Raw genomic sequence first — 24,414 nt, 5'->3', positions numbered from 1 at the left:
TTCTTAAATACAGATGATATATGAGCCTGCGGATTCAATTAGCTTAGCCATTTCAAAAACAAGTAAAACTAAAACGATAAAACTTAGTACTTAGTTCGATCCGAATATACGCCAAAGTCAAATTGAAACAATCAAAAAAGCACAAAGTAAATGACTTCACCTTGTGCTTAAATATTCTTGGTCTGAATGCTAACCTCTTATTTGAGCTTCGCATTTACACTTTTAATCTTGTAGTGTGTACGTGCAGTACCTTTTACAAGCTTCATCAGTTTGTTGCGAATCATTTGCTTGCGAAGAGGTGAAATGTGATCGATAAACATTACACCATCAAGATGATCGAACTCATGCTGCATCACACGAGCTAGATAACCTTCAACGCGTTCGGTGTGTTTTTCGAAGTTTTCGTCGTAATACTCAACGTGGATTACATCAGGACGAGTTACATCCTCACCTACACCAGGTAGGCTTAAACATCCCTCTCCCATTGTTACGTCATCACCATCAACTTCGATAATATAAGGGTTGATAAAGACTTTTCTAAAGTTTGCAAACTCGGGATGGTCTTCAGATAAAACATCTAAATCGACTACAACCAAACGAATAGGTAATCCTACTTGTGGCGCTGCAAGCCCAATTCCATCTGCATGCTCCATCGTGTCGAACATGTTTTGAATCAGTTCTTTTAAGTTAGGGTATTCAGCAGTTATATCCTGCGCAACCTCTCTCAAAACGGGCTGACCGTATACATAAATTGGTAATATCATATAATTATAAATCTATCTTTAATTAGAATAAACGTTTACTTTCCATAAATGTTTGGAGAATAATAGTTGCACTCACCTCATCGACTAAAGCTTTATTTTGTCGGTCTTTCTTTTTTAGACCCGCTTCTAGGATTGCACGCTGAGCCAGTACCGATGTAAAACGCTCATCTACAAATTCAATAGGTAAGTCGGGGAATTTCTTCTTAAAGTGAACGACAAACGGCTCGATATACTTCATGCTCTCGGAAGGTGTATTATCCATCTGTTTGGGCAGACCAATAACTACACGCTCTACCTCTTCACGACCAACATAATCAAGTAAGAACTTCATTAAATCGTGTGTTCTGACTGTAGTCAAACCATTTGCAATGAGTTGTAAGGGATCGGTCACAGCTATTCCAGTACGCTTCCGACCATAATCTATCGCTAATATTCTTGCCATATATTCTGCAAAAGTACGACTTATAATTAAAATAATAAGATATAGGAGAGTCAAACTTATAAAAGATAGGAATTTATAAGTTAATGCTACCCTTAGTCTAACCGAATCTTAACGACTAATTTCCGAATTAATCCCTGGCCAATAATCGGAGCATGAGCATCTTCAGGATATACAATAACAAAATCACCAGGCACTAATGTGAGGTAAGTAGATGGCTGATCTGTATAAAAAGCAAAATCTGTATCCTCTTTAAAAGGAGTTTTGAGCTGTTTAAGTTTTTCGGCAGGTAACCAACCAAAAATCTCTTCGCCCGATAGCATCACATGAATATCAATATAACGACGATGGATTTCGAGTATTTGATCCTCCTTCTTAACACCTTGTACTGCTGAATTATTTATAAAAAGTAGATCACCCTCTAACTCAATTCGACCCAGTTCGGCATCCAAAAGATTATGTGATTTAATATAGTCGAAAGCCTGTTTAAAAAGAGGGTTCAAGGACTCAACCTGCTGGCTATTTTGTAGTGTACCTAAAATCATAAGTGTTGTTTTTTTAATCATATTGAACCATAAATTAGTTCAAATTTTAAATCAAAAGTACACTATTATTTGAAAGAAACTTTTATGTTTCACCTTAAATATTCATACTATTTCGTGTGATTTAGCCATAAACCGTGACTACATAAAAGTAAACTGAATAGGATAAATATATTCACTACTTACTTTTAGCATATAATAAGCCCAAAGACACTTCTTTTTAGTGAATAAACTCCTTTATTTAATTTCATATTTATATATTTGTCTAAGCATTAATAAATAAATTAATTATGAGGCATCAATTACTACAACAAATTGAAAAGGGTTCTAAAAATGCCCTCATGAAGAAAAGAATTATTACACATTATATATATAATGGCAATTCCACAATCACAGATTTAGCGAAAGAACTAGATTTGAGCATTCCTACGGTCACGAAATTTATAACAGAAATGACCGATGAAGGCTTTATCAACGACTACGGTAAACTCGAAACTAGTGGAGGTAGGCATCCTAGTCTTTATGGGCTAAACCCTGATTCTGGTTATTTCATTGGTGTTGAACTAAATCGAGATGCCCTTAATATTGCATTAATTAATTTCAAAGGAGATTTAATTGATTCAAAAAGGGGTATCTATTATCATTTCGATAATAATGAAAAACGAATTGATGATTTAGTAACCATTATTCGTGACTACATAAATCAACTCAATTTAGATCACAACAAAATTCTAAATATTAATGTAAGCATTGCTGGTCGAGTAGACCCCGACAACGGCTATAGCTACAGCAACTACAGCTTTGAAAAGGTATCACTCGCTGAAATCTTAACCAAAAAACTCAGTTATCCTGTATCTATCGATAACGATACACGTGCTATTGCCTTTGGTGAATTCATGAAAGGAGCTGTAGAGAACGAGAAAAACATCATCTTCATCAACCTCAGCTGGGGAATTGGAATGGGGATCATTATTAACGGTAAACTATATACAGGTAAATCGGGGTTTTCGGGAGAATTCGGTCATGTCAATACATATGACAACGAGATAATCTGTCATTGTGGTAAAAAAGGCTGTTTAGAAACCGAAGCTTCGGGTATGGCATTTCATAGAATTTTACTCGAAAGAATAAAGAATGGTGAAAATTCGATCCTATCGGAACAGATTAAAGCCAACAAGGAGATAACACTTAATCAACTGATTGATGCAACCTTGAGAGAAGATATGCTTTGTATTGAGATTATAGAAGAGATTGGAGAAAAGCTAGGTAAGCAGATTTCTGGACTTATTAATATTTTCAATCCAGAACTTGTTATTATCGGTGGAGCTCTTGCGCAAACAGGAGATTATATTACGCAACCCATCATAACTTCAGTCCGTAAATACTCATTGAACTTAGTAAATAAAGATTCTAAAATAACAAGTTCAAAACTCCTCGACCGAGCAGGAGTAATTGGTTCGTGCATGTTGGCACGTAGCCGTGTTTTTGAAATTGATTAGAGTTCTATTACAATCACAAATTAATCAAGGGGGATATTCTTGCAATATACCCCTTGATTAGTTTTATAAAGCCCCGTTTCTACAAATAGAATTGTTCTTTGTATATTTGCAGGATATCCTAAAATCAACAACTAACGATATGAGCATGCGTAAACGAAATAAGAGGCTACTGGTTGCTTTAGTAGTACTCCTTTTTATTATAGGTATATCTACATATGCCACAATACACACGCTTTTTTTTAAGCCTATTAATGGGCAGCTAAGCCAGAGTCGCTTCCTATATATAGATCAAGATGACAATATAGACTCAGTTGAACAAAAAATAGTAAAAACTTTCGATATTAAAGAGCTACCTAAAGGCTTCAGCATTCTAAACAACTACAAGTCGTACAGCCAAAATATTCGCACAGGCAAGTATAAGATTACACCTGATGAAACAACCTACACTCTTTTTGTTAAGCTACTTCGTGGACATCAAATTCCAACTCGACTAGTAATAAACAATATAAGAACGCTTGATCAACTATCGGCTAAATTAGGTGATCAACTTATGCTCGGCTCTCTGGAGTTTCAATTTTATTTTAAAAATGAAGATGCGCTAGCTAAAATAGGTTATACCCCTGAAACCTTACCAGCCTTTTTTATACCCAATACCTATGAAGTTTATTGGAATATGGATATGAATGACTTTATCGGGCGAATGAGTAAGGAATACAATACCTTTTGGAATGAAGAACGACTTAAAAAGGCTCAGAAGATAGGACTCACTCCTATCCAAGTAGCCACATTAGCATCAATCGTAGAAGAAGAAACCAACGATAAAGAAGAGAAACCTGTAGTTGCTGGCCTATACATGAATCGACTTAAGAAAGGAATGCCACTTCAGGCTGATCCGACCATAAAGTTTGCATTACAAGATTTTGCCATGAAGAGAATTACCAATAAAGATTTGACGGTCAATTCTCCCTACAATACCTATCTAAACACAGGGCTCCCTCCAGGCCCTATTCGTCTTGCGACAATACATGGCTTGGAGAGTGTGCTTAATTATACAGAGCACAACTATCTTTATATGTGTGCAAAAGAAGATTTTTCGGGCAAACACAGCTTTGCTACAAACTTAAATGACCATATGAATAATGCGCGCCGCTATTGGCAAGCGCTCAACAAACTAAAAATATATAAATAAAACAAGGAGATAAATGGACTTACTAAAGAAACGTATTCTAGAAGATGGCAAATGCTTTGAAGGTGGAATCCTTAAAGTAGATAGCTTTATTAACCACCAAATGGACCCTATCCTAATGAAATCAGTTGGGGTGGAGTTTGTGCGCCGATTTGCATCAACAAATATTAATAAAATCATGACTATTGAGGCTAGCGGCATTGCGCCAGCTATTATGACTGGATACCTTTTAGAGTTGCCTGTGGTATTTGCTAAGAAAAAATCTCCTAAAACCATAGAGAACATTTTAACTACTCGTGTACGTTCTTTTACTAAAGACCGTGAGTACGATGTCATTATTAGTCAAGACTACCTTACTCCTGAAGATAACGTTTTGTTCATCGATGACTTCCTTGCCAACGGCAATGCTGCTTTAGGCGTAATAGACCTAATAAAACAAGCAGGAGCAAACCTGGTGGGAATGGGCTTTATTATTGAGAAATCGTTCCAACACGGACGAGAGGTCTTAGAAAAACAAGGTGTTCGTGTTGAATCTTTGGCGATTATAGATGACTTGTCGAACTGTACAATCAAAATAAGATAAAAACTAAAGTATTATGAAAAAATTAACTAATCCTTGGAAAGGAGTAAAAGGATACAACTGCTTCGGTTGTGCTCCTAATAACCCTGCGGGTGTGAAAATGGAGTTTTATGAAGATGGAGATGATATCGTAAGTTTTTGGAAACCATTACCTCAATTTCAAGGTTGGTTAAACACGCTTCATGGTGGAATCCAGTCGGTGCTTTTAGATGAAATCTGTGCTTGGGTGGTCATCCGAAAGAAACAGACTTCAGGGGTAACCTTCAAAATGGAGACTAAATTCCTTAAGTCAGTAAGTACGGAATCAAAGCAAATTACACTAAGGGCACGCATTAAGGACGAAAAACGTAATGTGGTATTTATAGAAGCTGAACTGTTTAATGAAAACAACGAGCTTTGTAGCCAAACCCTTTGCACCTATTTCACAATCCCTCAAGAGCAGGCTAAGAAAGAATTCTTTTTTACCTCTTGCGACACTGAAGAGTAATAATATAACAAACATAAAAAACGAGGTCTAAGCAATATTTTTACTTAGACCTCGTTTTTTTATGCTTTAAAGCTGTTCTATTTCATGTAGCCACGTTGTAGCACTCGCATCACTCGCCATAGCCCAACCACCACGCGGACTAAGCGAGACACCTGTTACATCAGGCCCATCGGGTGAACAAGAGCGTTTAAACTGCTGCATAAAGAAGCGTTTGTAAAACTGCTTCAACCAGTGTTTGATTACCTTATCGGTATATTTATCGCCAAAGGCAAGCAAACTTCTTTTGTATATTAGTTGGGGAGAAAAGCGATAATTCATCATGTTAAACAAGAAGAAATCGTGCAACTCATAGGGCCCTACTACACTTTCGGTCTTCTGATCAATTAGTCCATCGCTATCTGTTGGTTTAAGTTCAGGACTAATCGGAGTAGCAAGCACATCAAGCAGTGCATCACTAAGCATCTTATCGGACTCTTTATTAGCTGCCCAAAGCACCAAATCTTGGACTAGTGTTTTTGGAATACTCGCATTCAAGTCGTACATCGACATGTGATCGCCGTTATAAGTAGCCCAACCCAAAGCCAATTCCGATAAATCGCCTGTGCCTATGACAAGCGCATTCTCCATATTGGCTACATCCATTAAGATCTGAGTCCGTTCACGAGCTTGGCTGTTTTCGTAGGTTATGTCGTGAGTCAGTCCATCGTGATTGATATCTTTGAAGTGCTGGATACAAGAATCCTTTATACTAATTTCTCGTGTAGTTATACCGAGTCTATCCATCAAAATCTGAGCATTCTGATAGGTACGCCCCGAAGTACCGAAACCTGGCATCGTAATGCCTATAATATTTTTTCGATCAAGCCCCATCGCATCGAAAGTACGAACGCATGAGAGCAATACCAATGTGGAATCTAACCCTCCAGACACCCCAATCACCACTTTCTCACCATGGATATGTCGCATTCGTTGTGCTAGGGCACAAACTTGTATGTCAAAAGCATCGGCATAGTCTCTATCTTTATTCTTCGATAAGAAAGGAGTTTTATCAAGCTCTCTATCCAAAACTTCAATTTCGGGAGCTTCGTAGTCGAGCGATTGTGCATAAGATATCCCTATGTTACGTTTACTCATGATACGCTCAGCCTGAATGCGAGCAAGATCAACATCAGCAAAAGTCACGGCACCCTCAAAGCTGAAACGAGGCGATTCAGCCAGCAACTCACCACATTCAGCTATAAAACCTGTACCACTATAAACCAAATCTGTTGTAGATTCACCAAAGCCAGGAGCTGCATAGAGTACTGCATTTTTATATTTTAGAGATTCACCAAGGATCAATTGAGAAGTTTGCCCATAAAGCCCCATCTTATCCGAAGCATTAGAGAGATAGAGATTTAAATCAGTAACTCCAACTTGATTGTTTGGCACATTATATTCGTTCCAGAAGTTTAGGGTAAAAGTAAAGTCAGAGGTCTCAAAAAGGCGATTACTAGAAATTTCCACCTCTTGACCACATAATAGATGTTCTAAAAACCAATTTTCAGGGCGATTTGAAAAAAGACGACAAGCTGCATCATCCATTTTGGGGATTACACTGCAAATCACACCCTGTTTACAAACCACAGCTACGTTCAATACCGTGTTAGAGACTAAGATAGGCAACCCTACTACAAAGATAAGGTTATACTTTTTGCTGTCGGTCAACAATTGTAACAATGCCTGCTGAGCTGAAGAGAGCAATAAGCTATCAGTTAAGAGATCTCCACAGCTAACAGAGGTTAGCGAAAGTTCAGGAAACAAAACCAAAGCTGCTTTTTGCTGAGCAGCATGCTGTATTATTTCAGAAATTTTCGACTCGTTGAAAAAACAATCGGCGACCCTTACCTTAGGGTTGGCAGTAACTAAGCGGATAAAATCTCTTTTGACTCTCATAATCGATCTTTTTAATTGTTGAATAAGATAGCTGTTTATGCAATCACATCTACAAAAATAAGCAAATCTTTAGGCTAGAAGGTTAATCGTAACTCTTTATTGTATCCCTAATTCCTAGTTTTTTACTTCAACAACCTCCCTTAGCTAAAATAACCTAGTGGGAACAAGCGACTGACTTACTCGCACGCCCTAAACGACTAGTTCCTTTTTTAGGCATAAACTGAAGTCAATCCCTGATTGACAAGAAAGTAACTCTAGGATCAATAGCTAATCTTAATTTAGACTAAATCCATATTTCGTGTGTGATCGACAAATACTCTCAAAAGGTTTGGCTACGATTTATTAGACCACTATATTTGCAATGATAATAAAGTTGTAATTATTATAATTCCAAAATCAATAGAGTATGAAAGCGTTAGAAAGGTTACAAGTGCATAATATCAAGCCCTCCATGCAGCGAATAGCAATTATGGATTATCTCCTTGAAAATTATACGCACCCAGCTGTTGATGAAATTTATACTGCTCTATTTCCTAAGATTCCAACTCTTTCGAAAACAACAGTATATAATACACTCAAGTTATTTGAAGAACATGATGCGATTAAGATGTTGACCATAGACGACAAGAACACTTGTTTTGATATAGACACATCACCTCACGCACATTTCTTTTGTAAGAAATGCAATAAAATTGAGGACTTTAACCTCATGAAACCCGAACAGCTCAAAGGATTAGATCAAAGTAATCATTTGGTTACTGAAGTCCACCTCTACTATAAGGGAGTTTGCCAAGAATGTTTAAGGTCTGAAGAATGACCTTACTTAATAATACTAATTTAAATAATCCGACAAAATGAAAAAATTTAGATGCATCGTATGTGGTTACGTACACGAAGGAGAAACTGCTCCAGAAAAATGTCCATTATGTAAAGCTCCTGCTAACAAATTTGTAGAAGTAGTAGAACAAGAAGGCGCATTAACTTTTGCTGACGAACACGTTATTGGTGTTGCAAAAGGTTGTGACGACGAAATGATCAAAGATCTACAAATGAACTTCATGGGCGAATGTACAGAGGTAGGTATGTACCTTGCTATGAGCAGACAAGCTGACCGTGAAGGTTATCCAGAGATTGCTGAAGCATACAAACGTATCGCTTTTGAAGAAGCAGAACATGCTGCTAAATTTGCAGAACTTCTTGGCGAAGTGGTTTGGGATACAAAAACCAACCTTAAAAAACGCATGGATGCAGAGCAAGGTGCTTGCGAAGACAAGAAAAGAATTGCAACTCGTGCAAAACAATTAAACCTAGACGCTATCCACGACACAGTTCATGAAATGTGTAAAGATGAAGCTCGTCATGGTAAAGCTTTCGAAGGTTTATACAACCGTTTCTTTGGTCAAGACAAATAAGAATAGTCTAGGCTAAAAAAAGAAACTTCAGCTTAAAGTGTTTAAAGAAAATAACCCCAGGAGTAAATTTACTTCTGGGGTTATTTATATTATTAGGTATCGATAAATCTTATCTACTTCCCTAATTTATAGTTTTTCAAACCTACTTCTAAGAAATTAACGTAGGCAGGAATATCTTCGTTATAAGCATAGGAGCTGTTCAATGGCACACCATTATTGTCAATCAAGACATAGAAAGGTTGCGAGTTAGAACCAAACTTCACACGTTGCAGGTAGCTCCATTTATCACCAATGGTACGTAATTTACGTGTACGTCCATTTTCTTCAACCTCAATAGGCTCAGGTAAAGGCTGTTTATTATCAACATAAAGTGTAATTAATACATACTCTTCATTGATGAGTTGACGCACCTGGGGGTCAGTCCAAACAGCCAACTCCATCTTACGACAGTTTACACAGCCGTATCCAGTAAAGTCAAGCATTACAGGTTTATTTTGCTGACGTGCATACTCCATACCTTGATCATAATCATCGAATTTAGCCTCTACTGCACCATCGTATAGATTAAAATCTTGTGTGTACATGGGTGGTGCAAAAGCACTAATGGCCTTCAACGGTGCTCCCCAAAGTCCTGGAACCATATAGATAGCAAAAGACAGAGGCACTAAGGCTAAGAAAAATCGAGTAACCCCTACTTTATTGTTGTCATCATCGTGCTCAAACTTAAGTTTGCCTAGCAGATAGAGACCAAACAAACCAAAGATAACAATCCACATAGCGATAAAGACCTCACGATCAAGAATTCTCCAACCGTAAGCCAAATCGGCTACAGATAAGAACTTCAATGCCAAAGCTAACTCTAAAAATCCTAGAGACACTTTAATCACATTCATCCAACCACCCGATTTTGGCATTGTTTTGAGCCAAGATGGGAATAGAGCGAACAGTGTAAATGGAAGAGCCAATGCCAAAGCAAAAGCAAACATACCAACAGCTGGTCCAAATACACTTCCCGTAGTACTTACCTCTACAAGTAATAATCCAATAATAGGACCAGTACAAGAGAATGAAACTAAAGCCAGCGTAAAAGCCATCAAGAAAATACTCAGAAGACCTGAAGTCTTATCGGCTTTACTATCAACAGCCGTACTCCATTTGGCAGGCAACTTAATCTCAAACGCTCCTAAGAAAGAGGCCGCAAAGACCACCAACATCAGGAAGAATATTATATTAAACACCGCGTTGGTTGACATGGCATTAAGTGCACTGGGACCAAAGAGGAGCGTAATGATTAAACCTAAACTCAGATAAATAACAATGATTGAGATACCATAAATAATTGCATCTTTAAGTGCACGTTTTCTATCTTTATTACGCTTTAAGAAGAAACTTACAGTCATCGGGATAATTGGCCATACACAAGGTGTAAGTAGAGCCAAAAGACCACCTAAGAACCCGTAAATAAAGATATACATTATCGTTCTGTCTTGAGAAGAATCTTGCCCGCTATAAGCATTAAGCTCGCTAATAACAGGTTTCCAATAATCTGAATCACCACCTACAACATCGGTTGCAACAGGACTCTGAGCAGGAGATTCCTGTCCAAGAGTCCCGAAGCTAAAGCTAGGAACATCAGCTTTTGGAGCTTCACCACTACCCTTAGTCGAACCTGCTACCACGGCAGCCTGATCCATATTAGTATATTTCACGTCAACCTGAGTTGGAGGCAAACAAGCTTCATCGTCGCAAGCACCATACTCAAGATAACCTTCAATAAAATAGCTGGCATCTGTTAGTTTAACTTTTTGAGTAAACTTTACCGACTTCTCAAAATAGCGGAGCACCTTCTGGAAGGCTTTATCAAACTGCTCTATTTCATGACCTTCGGCAACTAAGCCACCAACTAATTCAACGCCTATTCCTTTTTCTAGAACAAAAGTCGCCTCTGTCGGTCCAGCATTATTCAAGTTAGTAGAATAAACATGCCAGCCTGGATCAATTTCCGTATTGAATATCAACTCCCCACTAGTTTCTGAAATCTTTTTAAATTCGGATTTAACATGTACAGGATCATGAATTTGAGCCCCAACATACGTTAGTCCCGAAAAAACAAAAAGAACTATGAGTGATATAAACTTTCTCATTCTTATAAATATTAATAATTTGTATTAAACCTCATAATCCACGCAAGACCTATTTTCCTTAACATTGGCCAAGATTTTGGCAGCTTCAACATGATCAGGATGAACTGAATATGCCTTAACATCATCAAGCGTATCAAACTCACTGTAAAGTGCAATATCCCAAGATTCAGCGGGATTACTGTTTAATCCGACCTCAATTGCTCTGATAAAAGGGATTTTAGCAGGAAGTAATTCTATTGCTTTTTTGAAACTATTCATTACCTGTAATTTCTCTTGTGCAGGTAGATCTTCCTTTAACTTAAACAATACAATGTGCTTAATCATAACGTTGGTATATTAATTTAATGTAAGTATATTTGTCACGTAAACTGCTCTAATAAACACAAATGTACTTTATTTGTTTCTAAAACAACAATTATCAAATGTTAATAATCGGAATTGCAGGCGGAACGGGATCAGGTAAAACCACCGTTGTGCGTAAAATAGTAGAAAGCCTGCCAGCAGGTGAAGTCGTACTATTGCCTTTAGACTCTTATTATAAAGACAGTAGCCATGTGCCTGTAGAAGAGAGGCAGAATATCAACTTTGATCATCCCGATGCCTTCGAATGGCCCCTTTTGGCCAAACATGTCACCATGTTAAAGCACGGAGAGGCCATAGAGCAACCCACCTACTCTTACTTGACCTGTACCCGACTTAAAGAAACAATTCACATAGAACCACGTAATGTGGTAATTGTAGAGGGTATCCTTGCACTGTCCAACAAAAAGTTGAGAGATATCATGGACATCAAAGTCTTTGTAGATGCTGATCCTGACGAACGACTAATTCGCGTGATTCAGAGAGATGTAATTGAAAGAGGTAGAACAGCAGAAGCCGTTATGAATAGATATACTCAAGTGCTAAAGCCAATGCATCAGCAGTTCATCGAACCCTGTAAGCGATTTGCCGACTTGATAGTTCCTGAAGGTGGAAGTAATCAGGTTGCTATAAATATTCTGACCATGTATATCACAAAGCATCTTACTTGGCCAGAAGAATAAAACCCACAAGAATATGCGTTTAAACTGTTTAACACTGACCTTTATATTTTGCTTGGGATTAATCTCTTGCAAAAATAGCCCACCCAAAAGTAAAGAAAAAGAGACAGTTGCAGTACAGGATTTGCCTCAAATCCTAGAAAAAGGAGAGTTAACTGTAGTAACCATGTATAGCTCTGTGGACTATTTCAAGTATCGTGGGCAAAACATGGGGATTCAATACGATTTGAGTCAGCAGTTTGCTAACTCATTGGGACTATCCTTAAATGTATTAACAGCAAATACAGAGTCGGAGTTGCTAGAGATACTTGCTAGTGGTAAAGCTGACCTTATTGCTTATAATCTGCCTGTAACCAAAGAGCTTAAAGATAGTATTAGTTATTGCGGAGCCGAAACACTTACCCACCAGGTCATCATTCAAAAAAACAAAAAAGGAGAAACTCCCTTACGAGATGTGACTGAGCTTATTGGTAAAACCGTCCACGTCCAACCTGGCAAATATCATGAAAGACTTAAAAACCTGAATGAAGAGCTTGGGGGGGGCATTAATATCACACTTATTGATAGTGATACCATAACCTTAGAGGACATCATAACACAGGTAGATGAGGGTAAAATCGAATATACTGTTGCCAACAACTACATTGCAAAACTAAACAAGACCTACTATCCGAGCCTAAATATAGATTTAGCTATTAGTTTTGATCAAAAGTCCTATTGGGCTGTTCGAAAAGAGTCTGTATTACTCGAAAAAGCAATTAGTGAGTGGCATAAAAACAATGCGCAGTCTCCTAACTACACAGCGAGCCTCAAGAAGTATTTTGAAATCAGCAAGAACAACTATATACACTCCCCCATACAATCAATTGAAAAGGGGGTGATATCGCCCTATGATGCCTACTTCAAGAAATACGCAAAGACCATAAACTGGGATTGGCGACTACTAGCATCGCTAGCTTATACCGAATCGAACTTTAAAAAAAATGTCGTTTCATGGGCTGGAGCGGTAGGACTAATGCAACTCATGCCTCGAACGGCAAGAGCCATGGGCGTACCCCGTGGCATGGAAACTGATATCAATGAAAATATCAAAGGAGCAGTCAAGTATTTAGGGATAACAGACCGAGCATTAAAGGAGGAAATACCCGATGATCAGGAAAGAATAATGTTTGTATTGGCATCCTACAATGCAGGAATGGGGCATATATTGGATGCCATGGCATTAGCCGAGAAGTATAATAAAGACAAGACAATCTGGTTCGACAATACAGAGGCTTATTTATTACTAAAAAGTAATCGGAAATATTTTGCAGATCCTGTTTGTAAATATGGATACTTACGTGGAATAGAAACCTATAACTTTGTTAGAGATATTATGGGCCGCTACAAAATATACAAAGAAAAAGTACCTCTATAACTCTACTTCTTTACTGCTTAAACATGCGATCAATATCACGACGCGCATCCTTTTCTTTTAAAGACTCACGTTTATCGTATTGTTTTTTACCACGTGCCAAAGCAATTACAAGCTTAGCAAAACCTCTATTATCCAAAAACAGTCGCAATGGAACGAGTGTATTGCCTGTTTCACGAGTACCACGACGAAGTTTATCCAACTCTTTCTTAGTTAGTAATAACTTACGATCACGTCTGACCTGATGGTTGTTGTACGAACCATAAAAATACTCTGTGATGTGCATGTTCTTAACCCACAATTCATCATTGATAAAGTAACAGAAGGTATCAACTAAGCTAGCCTTTCCCTGACGAATTGACTTAATCTCAGTACCGGTCAAAACCATACCAGCAGTATAAGTTTCAATAACTTCGTAGTCAAATGTAGCTCTACGATTCTTTATATTAATTTGATTCTGTTTCATAAATTATTTATCCTAACAAGATAAGTTTACCAAATATAAACTCTATCACAAAGGGGCATAAAAACACACCACTAAACAAGAAGACAGTAGCCTTTAAGCGATCTTCTTCTTTTACCTTTAAGAATATGGGTATAGCTTCCCACAATATATATAAGGCGTAAAACTGAAGAATATACACAATAAATCTAAAGTCAGGAAGCAACCCAATACATATTGTTTGTAAAAAAGTTAATGTGAATCCATAACCAATAATCTTCAAGCTCGTATTTCGGTCAATTTGCACATCTAAAAAACGTGAGAATAATTGCTCAGCAACAAAAGAAGCAAGGTAAAGACCACCAAAGAGTGATACTAGTACAATACAAGCCTGCGTTAAAGCACCAGCAAATATCCCAGCAGCATTTTCAGCATCAGAACCCAGGAGTTGACCAAGAAACACGGCAATACCAGATAAAGCAAGTAAAGGATAAACAAAAGAAGTCATCATCTTTTGTTTATCCTCTGTCTGAATTAGCCTCCAAGCCTCCTGAGGCTTAGAGATAATTAATGATATTCGATTAAATAATTGTTTGTAGTTCAATCTTTCAATTAAATTTTATTTCTAAAGGCTCAAGTTTCCTTAACCCTCCATGATGTTCTTCTACAGAAATATTTACAGTTATCAGGCCAGATAAAACTAAGTTTGTTTTCTGACTTAACAAATCTTGATCAAGTTTAAAACTCACAAAACCATTTATCGCCTGACCTAACAGCAAGTCTTTCTTTTCTCGAGTGTCTATTAATCGCAAATTTAATGTATTCTCAGAACTATCTTCAACAAAAAGAGTAATATCTTCAGTAGAAAGTTCTTTTGAGGAAGGTGTTGAGAAAGGAATATTAATATAATAAGTATCCGCCCATGACTTATCTACTCGAATAAATGGAACGTAAATATTTTCCTCTTCAATATTCAAATCACCTGGACCGTACTCCAAATCATTAACTGCCAAAGGCTGAACTTGAACAACATTCACGGTACGTCGGGCAGGAAGTCCTCCATTCGTTTTTGTAGAACCCGCTTCAACATACTTAAACCACATTAAAGCACGCTCATACTCATAATTATCTCCATCAATTGTTTTGATACGCATTTTCTCGGGATTCATTATACTATATTCAGTACCTGAATCGGCATATGCCCTCAAATAAGAACCTGGATCAAGACGCACATATTCAATACCGTCATACGAGCTACCACCACTACTTGAATCCAGACAAGAGCTAGTAAGCATTACTAAAAAACCTAAAGCAAACGCAAAGAGAGTATTAATTTTATTCATAATATTAGTTTATATATTTAATGTAAATATTTAAGGTTAAATGAGAAGATAGTTTAAATACTGCACTTATTCTTTAACTATTTCTGCAAACTCATCTAAATGGTCATCTACATAAATAGCGATACGAGTAGTAATTGATTCTTCGTCTTCTAAAAACTCTTCTTCAATTTTATCAAAAGCCTCATAAGTTTCATACATAGCCATAAATTCATCATCTGTACGCTCTCTAGTCAAATCCTCTTTATGCTCATCATAAATAACTTTAGCGCTATAGACTAATTTGGAAAAATCTTTCAATCCCCATAGGCGCATAGCTTTTGCAAAAGGGTTATCGAAAATGTATGGACCATAACCATTCTGTATCAACTGACAGAAACCACCTTCGTTGATTTCTTCAATAAAATAACTATAAGCTAAAAGTGTGTGCTGACTACCGTTAAGCTCTTGCATTTTATCAAGCGAGAAATCGCCAGCAACAGAAGCTCTATATGCATCAGTAAAAACCTTTATAAAAGCATCCATACCTTCTAGAGTAGCTGCTTTAATATCTTCTTCTTTAATCTTTATCATGATCTGTATTTAATTATTAAGCAAAGATAGCGAATTCAACTGATGTCGACTTAATTAAGTTTGTGAAATATCAAAGTCAACGCTAGTTTCAAATATCCTAACAGTCAGAATTTATAAAACACAAAATCACCATGCAGTAATTTGAGGGTTAAAGCATTTACCTATCAGAATCGATTCTACTGTTAACATAATTAACGGTTAAACAATTACAAACATTTTAAAAACTTAAATGAAAATGAACATCTTGAAAAGTACACAAAAAACACTATTCGCAGTAGCACTAATGTCTTTATCATTAGTTGGATTCACATCTTGTTCAGATGATGATGACGATAACAACGACAAACCAAACAACGAGCAGCTTGAGTCGGAAATGGGCGTATTTGGATCTTATAAAGGCACTTACGAAATAATAGATCCTGCAACAAAAGCTGAAGGAGAAGGTGAAGGTGAAACAGAAGAGCCACAACCAACATATGTTAATATGGTTGTAGAGCTAAATCACGACATAAAAATGGAAGCTTACCCACTTAACGAAGTAATTGCCGATCTATACGAAACAGAAGATGAAGCTAATGCTGTACTAGAAGAATTGGGTGATATTAATACAGAATTCAAATTTGAGTCTAAAGACATCAATAAAGAAGAAGGTACTCTTAGTCTAGAAATTGACACTAAGGATATCGAGAAAACTTTAAAAAATGGTGACATTATCAAAATTGACTTTGATACAAATGACCAACTAGGTAAGTTTAACAACAAAGACGAAGGAACTAAAATAGCTTTCAATTTAGATGTTAAAGTAGAATTATTCAAAGCAGCAGTAACTCCAGAAGAGCCTGTAGAACCAGAAACTACAACTAGAGAATCTGAAGTAGAATCTACAAAAACAGCTCAAGCTAGCCAAAGCTTTACTTTTAACAAAGTAACTAAATAAGCTTGACCTAATAAGAAACTAAACTTTAGTACAATAAATAAGAGCCGCTCTGTATTATACATTGTGGCTCTTATTATATAGGTCCAGATACTATTTGATTACGATTTAAGTTAAAGAGCAAGATTCAGGGCTCCCCAATGCTACAAAGTGATAACGTCACATAAAAAAGACTCCCTAAATAACGATGTAATTTAGGGAGTCTTTTGTGGTACCACCTGGAATCGAACCAGGGACACAAGGATTTTCAGTCCTTTGCTCTACCAACTGAGCTATGGCACCTTTTCTTGTTTGCCCTACAAAGATAAATAAAATATTTAGAATATAACAAACTTATTTAATAGAAATTGAGATAGAAAGTAAACAATTTTCTATCTCAATTCACCATTATAGTTTAATTACTTAGTGCTTAAAGGGTTCCAACCCTGAGCCTGTAGTTCAATTTCTTTACCATCTTTTGTTATTAATGCTACTCCCAGTTCTTGCTTTGTAACATGACCTATAAGTTTGACTCCTGGTATCTGAGTTATCTTTTCGTGGTCCGTAAGCGGCACAGTAAATAGTAACTCATAATCTTCGCCGCCATTAAGTGCAGCAGTCATCGGGCTTAAACCAAACTCCTCAGCCATTATAGCTGTTTGATAATCAATGGGGATATTCTCTTCATAAATTCGACAACCAACCTTGCTTTGATCAGCAATATGTAGCAATTCTGAAGATAGTCCATCGGAAATATCCATCATTGCAGTTGGTATGATTCCTTGTTTTGCCAATTCATCGATAATATCTTTGCGAGCTTCAGGCTTGAGTTGTCTTTCTAAGATATACTCTTTACCAGAAAAATCGGGTTGAATATCATCTTTCTTACTCTTACCAAAAACAAGTTTCTCTCGCTCTAGCAATTGTAAACCCATATAGGCAGCACCCAAATTACCTGTAACACAAATAAGATCGGTCTCTTTAGCTCCACTACGATATACCACGTGCTTTGAGTCAGCTTCACCAATACAAGTAATACTAATAGCAAAACCGGTTAATGATGTTGTTGTATCACCACCAATGATATCGACACCGTGTTGCTCACAAGCAAGTTTTATTCCCTCGTAAAAATCTTCTAAGTGTTCAATATTGAACCTTTTTGATATTGCAATAGAAACTGTTATCTGTTTAGGATAGCCATTCATTGCATAAACATCAGAGAAGTTAACCATTGCTGACTTATATCCTAAGTGCTTAAAGGGAGTGTATACTAAATCAAAATGAACACCCTCCATCAGCATATCAGTAGTAACTAAAATCTGCTTATCTGCAGGGTAAGATAAAACTGCAGTATCATCACCAACTCCTTTGAGAGTGGAAGGATTGACTAATTTTATATCTTCTGTAAGTCTTTTAATCAACCCAAACTCTCCTATTGTAGCTATGTCTGTTCCCATCAATTAAGCTCTACTGATAAGTTCACGCATGATAGCTGTCATCTTAGGCTGTGCAGCATCAGCAGCTTTTTGAACCTCTTCGTGAGAAGCTTCAACAATCTTACCTTCAACACCTAAGTCAGTAATTACTGAACAACCAAAAACTTTAATTCCTGCATGGTTGGCAACAATTACCTCAGGTACAGTTGACATACCCACTGCATCTGCACCCCAAATATGGAACATTTTATATTCGGCAGAAGTTTCAAATGTTGGACCTTGAGTACCCAAGTAAATACCTTGTTGTACTTTAATATTTAATTCTTTAGCAATCTCTTTAGCTTTAGCAATTAGTTCATGGCTATAAGGCTCACTCATATCAGGGAAACGATCGCCATAAATATTTTTACCTCTAAGCGGATGCTCAGGGAAGAAATTTATATGGTCCGTAATAATCATCAGGTCACCAATAGAAAATTTGGGATTCATACCACCACATGCATTAGATACAAATAGGGTTTTGATACCAATCTCTTTCATTACACGAACAGGAAAAGTAACTTCCTTCATATCGTAGCCTTCGTAGTAGTGGAAACGACCTTGCATAGCCATAATATCCTTACCACCAAGTTTTCCAAAAATCAACTTACCACTATGTCCTTCAACTGTAGATACTGGGAAATTAGGGATGTCAGTATATGAAATTTCATGCTTATCTTCAATCTCATTCACTAAACTACCCAATCCTGTACCTAGGATAATAGCTGTTTCGGGCTTTGTAGTCATCTTTCCTTTAAGGAAACTAGCTGTTTCTTTGATCTTCTCTAACATAATCCAGTATATTTTTATTAAACTCAATTTGCTTATCCTGAAGAATCTCAACTTCAACAGGGATAGCATATAATGCTTGTTTTATAGAATCTTGTAAATCGGGCATATTCAAAAATCGCATAGCATCCTTTTCGGTCGTTAGAATGATTTTCTTATGACCTTTAAGGCTCGCAAACTTCTCATCAATAGCCTCTAAATCTTTCTTAGAAAAGTTGTGATGATCTTGATAAGTCATGGCTTCGAGTTGCTTACAATGGATTGACAGCTCCTCTTTAAGGTAAAGAGGATTTGCTATGCCCGTAACTAGTAGAACATCATCGAGGGATAAAAGGTTTTCAATTGCAAGCTTATCCGATTGATCACCAAAGACTGGGTATATTCCGCCATATTTGAATGTTGAAAAGTATAGACGATGAAATGGATATAAATTCAATCGTTTGGTCACGATATTATAATCAATAGGCTTTATATCAGATGGACATTTAGTTACAATTACAATATTAGCTCGATGTCTGCCATGAAGAGGTTCGCGTAGATTTCCAACTGGCAGCAATTTATCATCACATATTAGTCGATTATAATCCGTCAACAGTATATTTAGTCCTGCCTTAACATAGCGATGCTGGAAAGCATCATCTAGCAAAACAACATCAACCTTAGGCTCTTTAAGAACGAGCAACTTCTCAATTGCTCGACATCTATTGCCATCTACTGCTACTAAAGCAGATGGGAACTTATACTTTATCTGAAAGGGTTCGTCACCAATATCCTGAGAGGTACTGCTTTGAGTAGCCATCAAGAAACCTTTTGTTTTCCGTTTGTACCCCCTACTAACAACCGCCACATTAAGTGACTTAGTAAGAAAAGAAAGAAGGTATTCGGTATGAGGAGTTTTCCCAGTCCCACCAACAGTCAAATTACCGATGCTAATAACAGGCAACGGAAAAGTACGAGACTTCAAAATATTCCAATCAAATAATTTATTACGTAGCATAACCCCTATGCCATAGAGTGAGGCAAAGGGGTAAAGCCATTTATTTAATTTGATATGGCGATCAGTATTTTTCATTTATCTTTATAAACTTTGAAAATTAAACTCATAAGGCATACGTGCCTGAAGTGGTGAACGCTCAGTGAGGCGCTTAAATTCTTCGGCCTTTACAAATATATCCTTATAAATACTATTATTCAAGTAGACTGATACTGCATCCTTAGACGTCATCTCCATCAGCTGCTCAATAAGACTAGGCATACTTGGATATGATTTTCTTCTATATTGAGTAATACCAGCTTTATCTGCGGCCAAAGCAATCGCTACTTCAATTCCGCCTAATTGGTCAACTAAACCAAGTTCTTTAGCTCTTGCACCTGTCCAAACTCTTCCTTCAGCTATGGCTCTAATAGCTTCATCACTCATAGATCGACCTTCGGCACATCGTTTAACAAATAGGTCGTATCCATTTTCAACATAATTCTGAAGTAATTGCTTTTCACCTGAGTTCATATTACGATAAAGAGCACCAAAGTCAGAAAACTCATTAGTCTTAACCACATCGAAGTCTAAACCTACACTATGCGCAATTTTACCAAAACTAGGTATCATAGCAAAAATACCAATAGAACCTGTTAAAGTTGTTGGTTCGGCTACTATTAAATCAGCAGCAGCTGAGATATAATAACCGCCTGATGCAGCATAGTCACCCATAGATACAACCACAGGTTTCTCAGCCTTTAGGTTCATTATAGATTTCCATATTTGCTCAGAAGCAAAAGCACTTCCACCTGGTGAATTAACGCGCACTACAACAGCTTTTATATCCTCATTTTCTTGAAGTTTTTTCAAGTCCTTAATCACCTTATTAGCTACAATTTCTGAGTTAAAAGAATTACTTGAAGAATCGACAATCGTACCCTCTGCATAATAAATAGCTATATTACCCTCATTCTTAATTTTGGGATCTACAGCGACTGGGACATTTTTCATTTGATTAAAGCTTATAAAACGAGGCTTATCACCATTGAGTTTGTCTTTGATGACTTCATCCATATCAGAGCGATAAGATAGTTTATCAACTAGTTTATGTTCCAAACTTAGAGCTGTGGGTTGAAATAACATCATTTGATTAGCTAGATTTTGTAGTTCTTCAGTTGAGATATTACGAGCAGAGGAAACTCCTGAAACCATATGAGACCATAAATCATTAAGAAATACCGATGTTTGTTCACGACTAGCTGGACTCATTTTAGTCTCAGTATAAGGTTCTACGGCCGACTTATAGGTACCAACCTTAAATATTTGCATATCAACACCAATATTTTTGAGCAAATCTGTATAAAACATAGGTTGAACTGCCAATCCAGCCCATACAACTCCGCCTTCAGGATTCAAGTGAATTTCATCAGCTACAGAAGAAACATAATATAAACCTTGAGTATACTGATCGCCATAAGTTATAACAAACTTATCCGATTCTTTAAAATCAATCAAAGCATTCCGAATAGCCTCCAACGATGCAAAAGAAGCTGACATACTGCCAGCATCTAAATATATTCCTTCAATATTCTCGTTCGTTTTAGCCTTACGAATCGCATTAAGAATATCATTTAAACCAACCGTTGAGTTTTGAGAAGACATAAGCTCCATCAAAGGATTATCTATTGCTCTCTCACTTAATGATCCATTAAGCTTTAAGGTTAGTACACTAGACTCTTTTACTTGTACTTCTGTATCCGAAGTGGCAAGCATAGCAACAAGAGTCGAAAAGGCAAAGAAAAACAGCAAAACACCAGTCAAAATAAGACCGGTTATAGTTGCTAGAGTGTATTTAAAAAAATCTTTCATAGGAAATGGGTAAAGCGTTAATTTCGTATTATTTTACAACTTTTAAAGTCTGACCACTGGTATTTAGCCTATAGTAAGCAAGTTGATTTTAATGACTTGGTTCAGCAATTTAAGATAACTTCTGATAATTGACATAAATCAGCTTATCCTTAATCTCAAAAATACATATTTAAATGTTTATTAAACAAGCTCCTAAGAGATTTGTTTCATTTATGAATCCTTGATTATAACATATCATTAATACACTGTAATAGTTTAAGTCTTAAATGTAAACAAAAAAAGAGGCTGAACCAATTTTGGACAGCCTCTTTTTACTGAGCGAAAAACGAGATTCGAACTCGCGACCCCAACCTTGGCAAGGTTGTGCTCTACCAACTGAGCTATTTTCGCAGATAAAATAAACATCACAAGATCTTGTCTTGATCAGCAATACAAAGATAAGGAAAATAATTTATTAGATACAAATATATAAGCATAAAAATTTAGGACAAGGCTGGAGAAACTGTAAAATCAGGAAGTCAGGACTTAATAATTTTAAGGCCTACAGAAATTAGATAACTTAAGAATCAGCTGAAACAGAGATTATATCACTAAAGTTGGTGGTATAATGCTTAGAAACAAATTTTCGATCCATGTAATTTCCCAATTCAAAAGAACCTTGAGAGGCAATCTTAAGCATATCTTCACCATTCTTATTTTTAATTTGCTCAGCAACCTTAAGTAATCTGTTTTGTCGCTCCCGATCGACCACATCAAATAAAGAAGCCTGGGCTACGCCTGTAATATCAGACACAATAACTCCAGCTTTTTTATAACCTGTTCCTTGATTAAAAACCAGTTGAAGTGCTAATCGGGCAGCTTTAATCAATTCACTTGGGTGTGAACTAGCGACATCAAGAGTAACTTTTGCCGCGTTTGATTGTGCATTGCTACCAGCATATCTAGTATCGGTATAAAGGAAAACAAGTAAAGTCTTAGCCATACTCTTCTGCTCTAAGAGCTTACGAGAACAAGCAGCTGCAAAGTTGGCTACAATTTCTAATAACTCATCGAAGCTTGTAAGTTTGCGATTAAAACTTCGAGAAGTAGTTATGCTTTTTTTAGCACTTACAGACTCAAAATCAATACAAGGGATTCCATTTAATTCTTTCCATGTTCGTAAACCTGTAACTGTATAATTGTGTTGAACCCAACTTGAATCTTTTTGGCTAAAGTCAAATGCTGTTAGCACACCATGCTGGGCCAAAGATGAAAAAGTTCGTCTTCCAATACCCCAGATTTTGTTTACAGCTGTAACCTGAAGCGCCTTAGATCGCTTTTCTGGGTTATCAATCAGACAAACCCCATCGTAAGCTTTATATTTCTTAGCAAAAGTAGCTGCAAGTTTAGCCAAAGTTTTGGTAGGTGCAAGACCGATACTTACGGGGATGCCAGTACCTTTAATTATCTTAGCTCGTAATTCAACAGCAAATTGCTTTAAATTAGTGATACCCTCTAAGACTACAAAACATTCATCAATGGAATAAACCTCTAACTGCGGCACAGAATCGCGTACTAAAGTCATTACACGTCGAGACATATCACCATATAGCGTATAGTTGGATGAGAAAACATGTATATTCTTTTGCCGAACTAAGTCACTTATTTTAAAGAAAGGCGCACCCATCTCTACACCACAAGCTTTTGCTTCGTTACTCCGAGCAATAACACAACCGTCGTTATTAGAAAGAACAACGATGGGTTTACCTTGCAAAGAGGGATTAAATACGCGTTCACAACTCGCATAAAAATTATTGCAGTCAATCAGACCAATCATCTTCTTTTTTGGGCTTTATGAATGACATAAGTTACAACTCCCCAAATAATCAAATCTTGATCAGCAGTAACATTGATAGTTGGATAAAGTGGATTTGCAGGAATCAGAGACACCCTATTTTCGGTAACTTCAATATACTTTATCGTAAATTCACCATCTATATAGCAAACAGCCATATCTCCACTTTGAGGCTCTAAAGATTTATCAATGACAAGAATATCACCATCAAAGACATGAGCATCCTGCATAGAATCACCCCTAACCCTACCATAAAATGTAGTAGAAGGGTGACGAACCAACTCTTGGTTTAAATCAATAGCAATGTCCATATAGTCTTGAGCAGGTGAAGGAAATCCTGCTTTAATCCCAGCATCGGCCAAAGGTAGTGGTAAGCTGGTACTAATATCAATAGTACTAATGGTTATTTTATCATTCATAGTTAGCAAAGATACAATCTAAATGGAAGTACTTAAATATTGTAGCGTTAATTAGTTGGAAAACATCTCAAAGATGAGATAACGGCTCAGTTCATAAAGTTGGGGATTTAACATATGGTTAATGATAGAATAATTACTTTTGCTCCATGAGACCACAACATCACATCGACTACAAAGCAGTACTTTCTTTATTTCTACCTAAAGGGTTATTGGAGTATTTTGAGATTATTGATTTTTCAGATATGGGTAGTTATTATTTAATCTCCTTAGAGGAGAATAATGAAATACCTGAGTCTTTAAGACATCTTAATTTGCAATCTAAAGGCTTTTATCCCGAAATTA

The 24,414-nt window shown here is 36.8% G+C and carries 25 protein-coding genes, 2 tRNA genes and 1 pseudogene; 10 read left to right on the top strand and 18 right to left on the bottom strand.

From position 1 onward, the window contains the following. Positions 1-197: 197 nt before the first annotated feature. The 3 genes from def to B091_RS0105300 all read right to left on the bottom strand — a co-directional run bounded on the left by def (position 198) and on the right by B091_RS0105300 (position 1,748). On the bottom strand, positions 198-764 hold the full coding sequence (gene def / locus B091_RS0105310; protein ID WP_018108972.1) for a peptide deformylase: 567 nt from the start codon (positions 762-764) through the stop codon (positions 198-200). A gap of 22 nt (positions 765-786) precedes the next feature. Further along, positions 787-1,206, bottom strand: coding sequence for a Holliday junction resolvase RuvX (gene ruvX / locus B091_RS0105305; RefSeq protein WP_018108971.1), 420 nt, complete (start codon positions 1,204-1,206; stop codon positions 787-789). A 92-nt stretch (positions 1,207-1,298) separates the two neighbouring features. Further along, a complete protein-coding gene (locus B091_RS0105300; protein ID WP_025069483.1) occupies positions 1,299-1,748 on the bottom strand; it encodes a NanQ anomerase/TabA/YiaL family protein in 450 nt (149 codons plus the stop codon). Between the two features lie 287 nt (positions 1,749-2,035). Between B091_RS0105300 and B091_RS0105295 the strand changes: the two genes are divergently transcribed. The 4 genes from B091_RS0105295 to B091_RS0105280 all read left to right on the top strand — a co-directional run bounded on the left by B091_RS0105295 (position 2,036) and on the right by B091_RS0105280 (position 5,497). Then, positions 2,036-3,244, top strand: coding sequence for an ROK family transcriptional regulator (locus B091_RS0105295; protein ID WP_018108969.1), 1,209 nt, complete (start codon positions 2,036-2,038; stop codon positions 3,242-3,244). 145 nt (positions 3,245-3,389) lie between these two features. Continuing rightward, positions 3,390-4,433, top strand: coding sequence for an endolytic transglycosylase MltG (mltG, locus tag B091_RS0105290; RefSeq protein WP_025069484.1), 1,044 nt, complete (start codon positions 3,390-3,392; stop codon positions 4,431-4,433). Between the two features lie 13 nt (positions 4,434-4,446). Continuing rightward, positions 4,447-5,013: a xanthine phosphoribosyltransferase gene (gene xpt, locus B091_RS0105285; RefSeq protein WP_018108967.1), complete on the top strand. Its 567-nt coding sequence runs from the start codon at positions 4,447-4,449 to the stop codon at positions 5,011-5,013. 13 nt (positions 5,014-5,026) lie between these two features. Further along, on the top strand, positions 5,027-5,497 hold the full coding sequence (locus B091_RS0105280; protein ID WP_018108966.1) for a PaaI family thioesterase: 471 nt from the start codon (positions 5,027-5,029) through the stop codon (positions 5,495-5,497). A gap of 66 nt (positions 5,498-5,563) precedes the next feature. On the opposite strand, the gene B091_RS0105275 is transcribed toward B091_RS0105280, so the two are convergent. Continuing rightward, entirely contained in the window at positions 5,564-7,432 is a 1,869-nt protein-coding gene (locus tag B091_RS0105275; RefSeq protein ID WP_018108965.1) for an NAD(+) synthase, read from the bottom strand. 406 nt (positions 7,433-7,838) lie between these two features. On the opposite strand from B091_RS0105275, the gene B091_RS0105270 reads away from it, so the two are divergent. Both B091_RS0105270 and B091_RS0105265 read left to right on the top strand, forming a co-directional pair. After that, positions 7,839-8,249: a Fur family transcriptional regulator gene (locus tag B091_RS0105270; RefSeq protein WP_018108964.1), complete on the top strand. Its 411-nt coding sequence runs from the start codon at positions 7,839-7,841 to the stop codon at positions 8,247-8,249. 37 nt (positions 8,250-8,286) lie between these two features. Continuing rightward, positions 8,287-8,844 carry an NADH peroxidase gene (locus B091_RS0105265; RefSeq protein WP_018108963.1) on the top strand — a complete coding sequence of 186 codons (558 nt, stop codon included), beginning with the start codon at positions 8,287-8,289 and terminating at the stop codon, positions 8,842-8,844. Positions 8,845-8,957: 113 nt separating this feature from the next. On the opposite strand, the gene B091_RS0105260 is transcribed toward B091_RS0105265, so the two are convergent. After that, positions 8,958-10,988 (bottom strand): protein-disulfide reductase DsbD family protein, encoded by a 2,031-nt coding sequence (locus tag B091_RS0105260; RefSeq protein ID WP_018108962.1) that lies wholly within the window; start codon positions 10,986-10,988, stop codon positions 8,958-8,960. Positions 10,989-11,012: 24 nt separating this feature from the next. Continuing rightward, on the bottom strand, positions 11,013-11,312 hold the full coding sequence (locus B091_RS0105255; RefSeq protein ID WP_018108961.1) for a Dabb family protein: 300 nt from the start codon (positions 11,310-11,312) through the stop codon (positions 11,013-11,015). A 98-nt stretch (positions 11,313-11,410) separates the two neighbouring features. On the opposite strand from B091_RS0105255, the gene udk reads away from it, so the two are divergent. Both udk and B091_RS0105245 read left to right on the top strand, forming a co-directional pair. Beyond that, entirely contained in the window at positions 11,411-12,031 is a 621-nt protein-coding gene (gene udk / locus B091_RS0105250) for a uridine kinase (RefSeq protein ID WP_018108960.1), read from the top strand. 13 nt (positions 12,032-12,044) lie between these two features. Next, positions 12,045-13,445 (top strand): MltF family protein, encoded by a 1,401-nt coding sequence (locus B091_RS0105245; RefSeq protein WP_018108959.1) that lies wholly within the window; start codon positions 12,045-12,047, stop codon positions 13,443-13,445. A 10-nt stretch (positions 13,446-13,455) separates the two neighbouring features. Here the strand turns inward: B091_RS0105245 and smpB are convergent, their stop codons facing one another. The 4 genes from smpB to B091_RS0105225 form a co-directional block, all read right to left on the bottom strand. Next, on the bottom strand, positions 13,456-13,908 hold the full coding sequence (gene smpB / locus B091_RS0105240; RefSeq protein ID WP_018108958.1) for an SsrA-binding protein: 453 nt from the start codon (positions 13,906-13,908) through the stop codon (positions 13,456-13,458). 7 nt (positions 13,909-13,915) lie between these two features. Beyond that, the gene (locus B091_RS0105235; protein ID WP_018108957.1) at positions 13,916-14,488 is read right to left on the bottom strand and encodes a Yip1 family protein; all 573 of its coding nucleotides are present in this window, start codon (positions 14,486-14,488) and stop codon (positions 13,916-13,918) included. Between the two features lie 4 nt (positions 14,489-14,492). Beyond that, positions 14,493-15,227 (bottom strand): hypothetical protein, encoded by a 735-nt coding sequence (locus tag B091_RS0105230; protein ID WP_018108956.1) that lies wholly within the window; start codon positions 15,225-15,227, stop codon positions 14,493-14,495. A gap of 66 nt (positions 15,228-15,293) precedes the next feature. Further along, entirely contained in the window at positions 15,294-15,797 is a 504-nt protein-coding gene (locus tag B091_RS0105225; protein WP_018108955.1) for a DMP19 family protein, read from the bottom strand. Between the two features lie 229 nt (positions 15,798-16,026). On the opposite strand from B091_RS0105225, the gene B091_RS0105220 reads away from it, so the two are divergent. Next, positions 16,027-16,734 (top strand): hypothetical protein, encoded by a 708-nt coding sequence (locus tag B091_RS0105220; RefSeq protein ID WP_018108954.1) that lies wholly within the window; start codon positions 16,027-16,029, stop codon positions 16,732-16,734. A gap of 206 nt (positions 16,735-16,940) precedes the next feature. On the opposite strand, the gene B091_RS0105215 is transcribed toward B091_RS0105220, so the two are convergent. The 8 genes from B091_RS0105215 to B091_RS0105180 form a co-directional block, all read right to left on the bottom strand. Next, positions 16,941-17,013, bottom strand: a tRNA-Phe gene (locus tag B091_RS0105215). Between the two features lie 116 nt (positions 17,014-17,129). Then, positions 17,130-18,167, bottom strand: a complete 1,038-nt coding sequence (gene thiL / locus B091_RS0105210) for a thiamine-phosphate kinase (RefSeq protein WP_018108953.1) — start codon at positions 18,165-18,167, stop codon at positions 17,130-17,132. A 3-nt stretch (positions 18,168-18,170) separates the two neighbouring features. Further along, positions 18,171-18,977 (bottom strand): purine-nucleoside phosphorylase, encoded by an 807-nt coding sequence (locus B091_RS0105205; protein WP_018108952.1) that lies wholly within the window; start codon positions 18,975-18,977, stop codon positions 18,171-18,173. Then, entirely contained in the window at positions 18,949-20,046 is a 1,098-nt protein-coding gene (lpxK, locus tag B091_RS0105200) for a tetraacyldisaccharide 4'-kinase (protein ID WP_018108951.1), read from the bottom strand. Before lpxK ends, B091_RS0105205 begins: the two co-directional genes overlap by 29 nt. A 6-nt stretch (positions 20,047-20,052) precedes the next feature. Further along, on the bottom strand, positions 20,053-21,819 hold the full coding sequence (gene sppA / locus B091_RS0105195; RefSeq protein ID WP_018108950.1) for a signal peptide peptidase SppA: 1,767 nt from the start codon (positions 21,817-21,819) through the stop codon (positions 20,053-20,055). A 317-nt stretch (positions 21,820-22,136) separates the two neighbouring features. After that, positions 22,137-22,209 (bottom strand) — tRNA-Gly (locus B091_RS0105190). A 169-nt stretch (positions 22,210-22,378) separates the two neighbouring features. Further along, positions 22,379-23,635, bottom strand: coding sequence for a Y-family DNA polymerase (locus B091_RS0105185; protein WP_018108949.1), 1,257 nt, complete (start codon positions 23,633-23,635; stop codon positions 22,379-22,381). Continuing rightward, positions 23,632-24,072 (bottom strand): LexA family protein, encoded by a 441-nt coding sequence (locus B091_RS0105180; RefSeq protein WP_018108948.1) that lies wholly within the window; start codon positions 24,070-24,072, stop codon positions 23,632-23,634. Before B091_RS0105180 ends, B091_RS0105185 begins: the two co-directional genes overlap by 4 nt. 146 nt (positions 24,073-24,218) lie before the next feature. On the opposite strand from B091_RS0105180, the pseudogene B091_RS11795 reads away from it, so the two are divergent. After that, positions 24,219-24,414: pseudogene (locus B091_RS11795) on the top strand (hypothetical protein); the annotation flags it as partial.

It is taken from the genome of Bacteroides propionicifaciens DSM 19291 = JCM 14649 (genome assembly GCF_000375405.1).
In the GTDB taxonomy this organism is placed as follows: domain Bacteria; phylum Bacteroidota; class Bacteroidia; order Bacteroidales; family Bacteroidaceae; genus Bacteroides_E; species Bacteroides_E propionicifaciens.
The sequence above is the reverse complement of the archived record's forward strand: the minus strand, read 5'-3'. Positions and strand labels throughout refer to the sequence as shown.

Bases quoted from the DNA above. Each gene is read 5' to 3' on its own strand.
- def (WP_018108972.1), bottom strand. From the start codon at position 764: ATGATATTACCAATTTATGTATACGGTCAGCCCGTTTTGAGAGAGGTT.
- ruvX (WP_018108971.1), bottom strand. From the start codon at position 1,206: ATGGCAAGAATATTAGCGATAGATTATGGTCGGAAGCGTACTGGAATA.
- B091_RS0105300 (WP_025069483.1), bottom strand. From the start codon at position 1,748: ATGATTTTAGGTACACTACAAAATAGCCAGCAGGTTGAGTCCTTGAAC.
- B091_RS0105295 (WP_018108969.1), top strand. From the start codon at position 2,036: ATGAGGCATCAATTACTACAACAAATTGAAAAGGGTTCTAAAAATGCC.
- mltG (WP_025069484.1), top strand. From the start codon at position 3,390: ATGCGTAAACGAAATAAGAGGCTACTGGTTGCTTTAGTAGTACTCCTT.
- xpt (WP_018108967.1), top strand. From the start codon at position 4,447: ATGGACTTACTAAAGAAACGTATTCTAGAAGATGGCAAATGCTTTGAA.
- B091_RS0105280 (WP_018108966.1), top strand. From the start codon at position 5,027: ATGAAAAAATTAACTAATCCTTGGAAAGGAGTAAAAGGATACAACTGC.
- B091_RS0105275 (WP_018108965.1), bottom strand. From the start codon at position 7,432: ATGAGAGTCAAAAGAGATTTTATCCGCTTAGTTACTGCCAACCCTAAG.
- B091_RS0105270 (WP_018108964.1), top strand. From the start codon at position 7,839: ATGAAAGCGTTAGAAAGGTTACAAGTGCATAATATCAAGCCCTCCATG.
- B091_RS0105265 (WP_018108963.1), top strand. From the start codon at position 8,287: ATGAAAAAATTTAGATGCATCGTATGTGGTTACGTACACGAAGGAGAA.
- B091_RS0105260 (WP_018108962.1), bottom strand. From the start codon at position 10,988: ATGAGAAAGTTTATATCACTCATAGTTCTTTTTGTTTTTTCGGGACTA.
- B091_RS0105255 (WP_018108961.1), bottom strand. From the start codon at position 11,312: ATGATTAAGCACATTGTATTGTTTAAGTTAAAGGAAGATCTACCTGCA.
- udk (WP_018108960.1), top strand. From the start codon at position 11,411: ATGTTAATAATCGGAATTGCAGGCGGAACGGGATCAGGTAAAACCACC.
- B091_RS0105245 (WP_018108959.1), top strand. From the start codon at position 12,045: ATGCGTTTAAACTGTTTAACACTGACCTTTATATTTTGCTTGGGATTA.
- smpB (WP_018108958.1), bottom strand. From the start codon at position 13,908: ATGAAACAGAATCAAATTAATATAAAGAATCGTAGAGCTACATTTGAC.
- B091_RS0105230 (WP_018108956.1), bottom strand. From the start codon at position 15,227: ATGAATAAAATTAATACTCTCTTTGCGTTTGCTTTAGGTTTTTTAGTA.
- B091_RS0105225 (WP_018108955.1), bottom strand. From the start codon at position 15,797: ATGATAAAGATTAAAGAAGAAGATATTAAAGCAGCTACTCTAGAAGGT.
- B091_RS0105220 (WP_018108954.1), top strand. From the start codon at position 16,027: ATGAAAATGAACATCTTGAAAAGTACACAAAAAACACTATTCGCAGTA.
- thiL (WP_018108953.1), bottom strand. From the start codon at position 18,167: ATGGGAACAGACATAGCTACAATAGGAGAGTTTGGGTTGATTAAAAGA.
- B091_RS0105205 (WP_018108952.1), bottom strand. From the start codon at position 18,977: ATGTTAGAGAAGATCAAAGAAACAGCTAGTTTCCTTAAAGGAAAGATG.
- lpxK (WP_018108951.1), bottom strand. From the start codon at position 20,046: ATGAAAAATACTGATCGCCATATCAAATTAAATAAATGGCTTTACCCC.
- sppA (WP_018108950.1), bottom strand. From the start codon at position 21,819: ATGAAAGATTTTTTTAAATACACTCTAGCAACTATAACCGGTCTTATT.
- B091_RS0105185 (WP_018108949.1), bottom strand. From the start codon at position 23,635: ATGATTGGTCTGATTGACTGCAATAATTTTTATGCGAGTTGTGAACGC.
- B091_RS0105180 (WP_018108948.1), bottom strand. From the start codon at position 24,072: ATGAATGATAAAATAACCATTAGTACTATTGATATTAGTACCAGCTTA.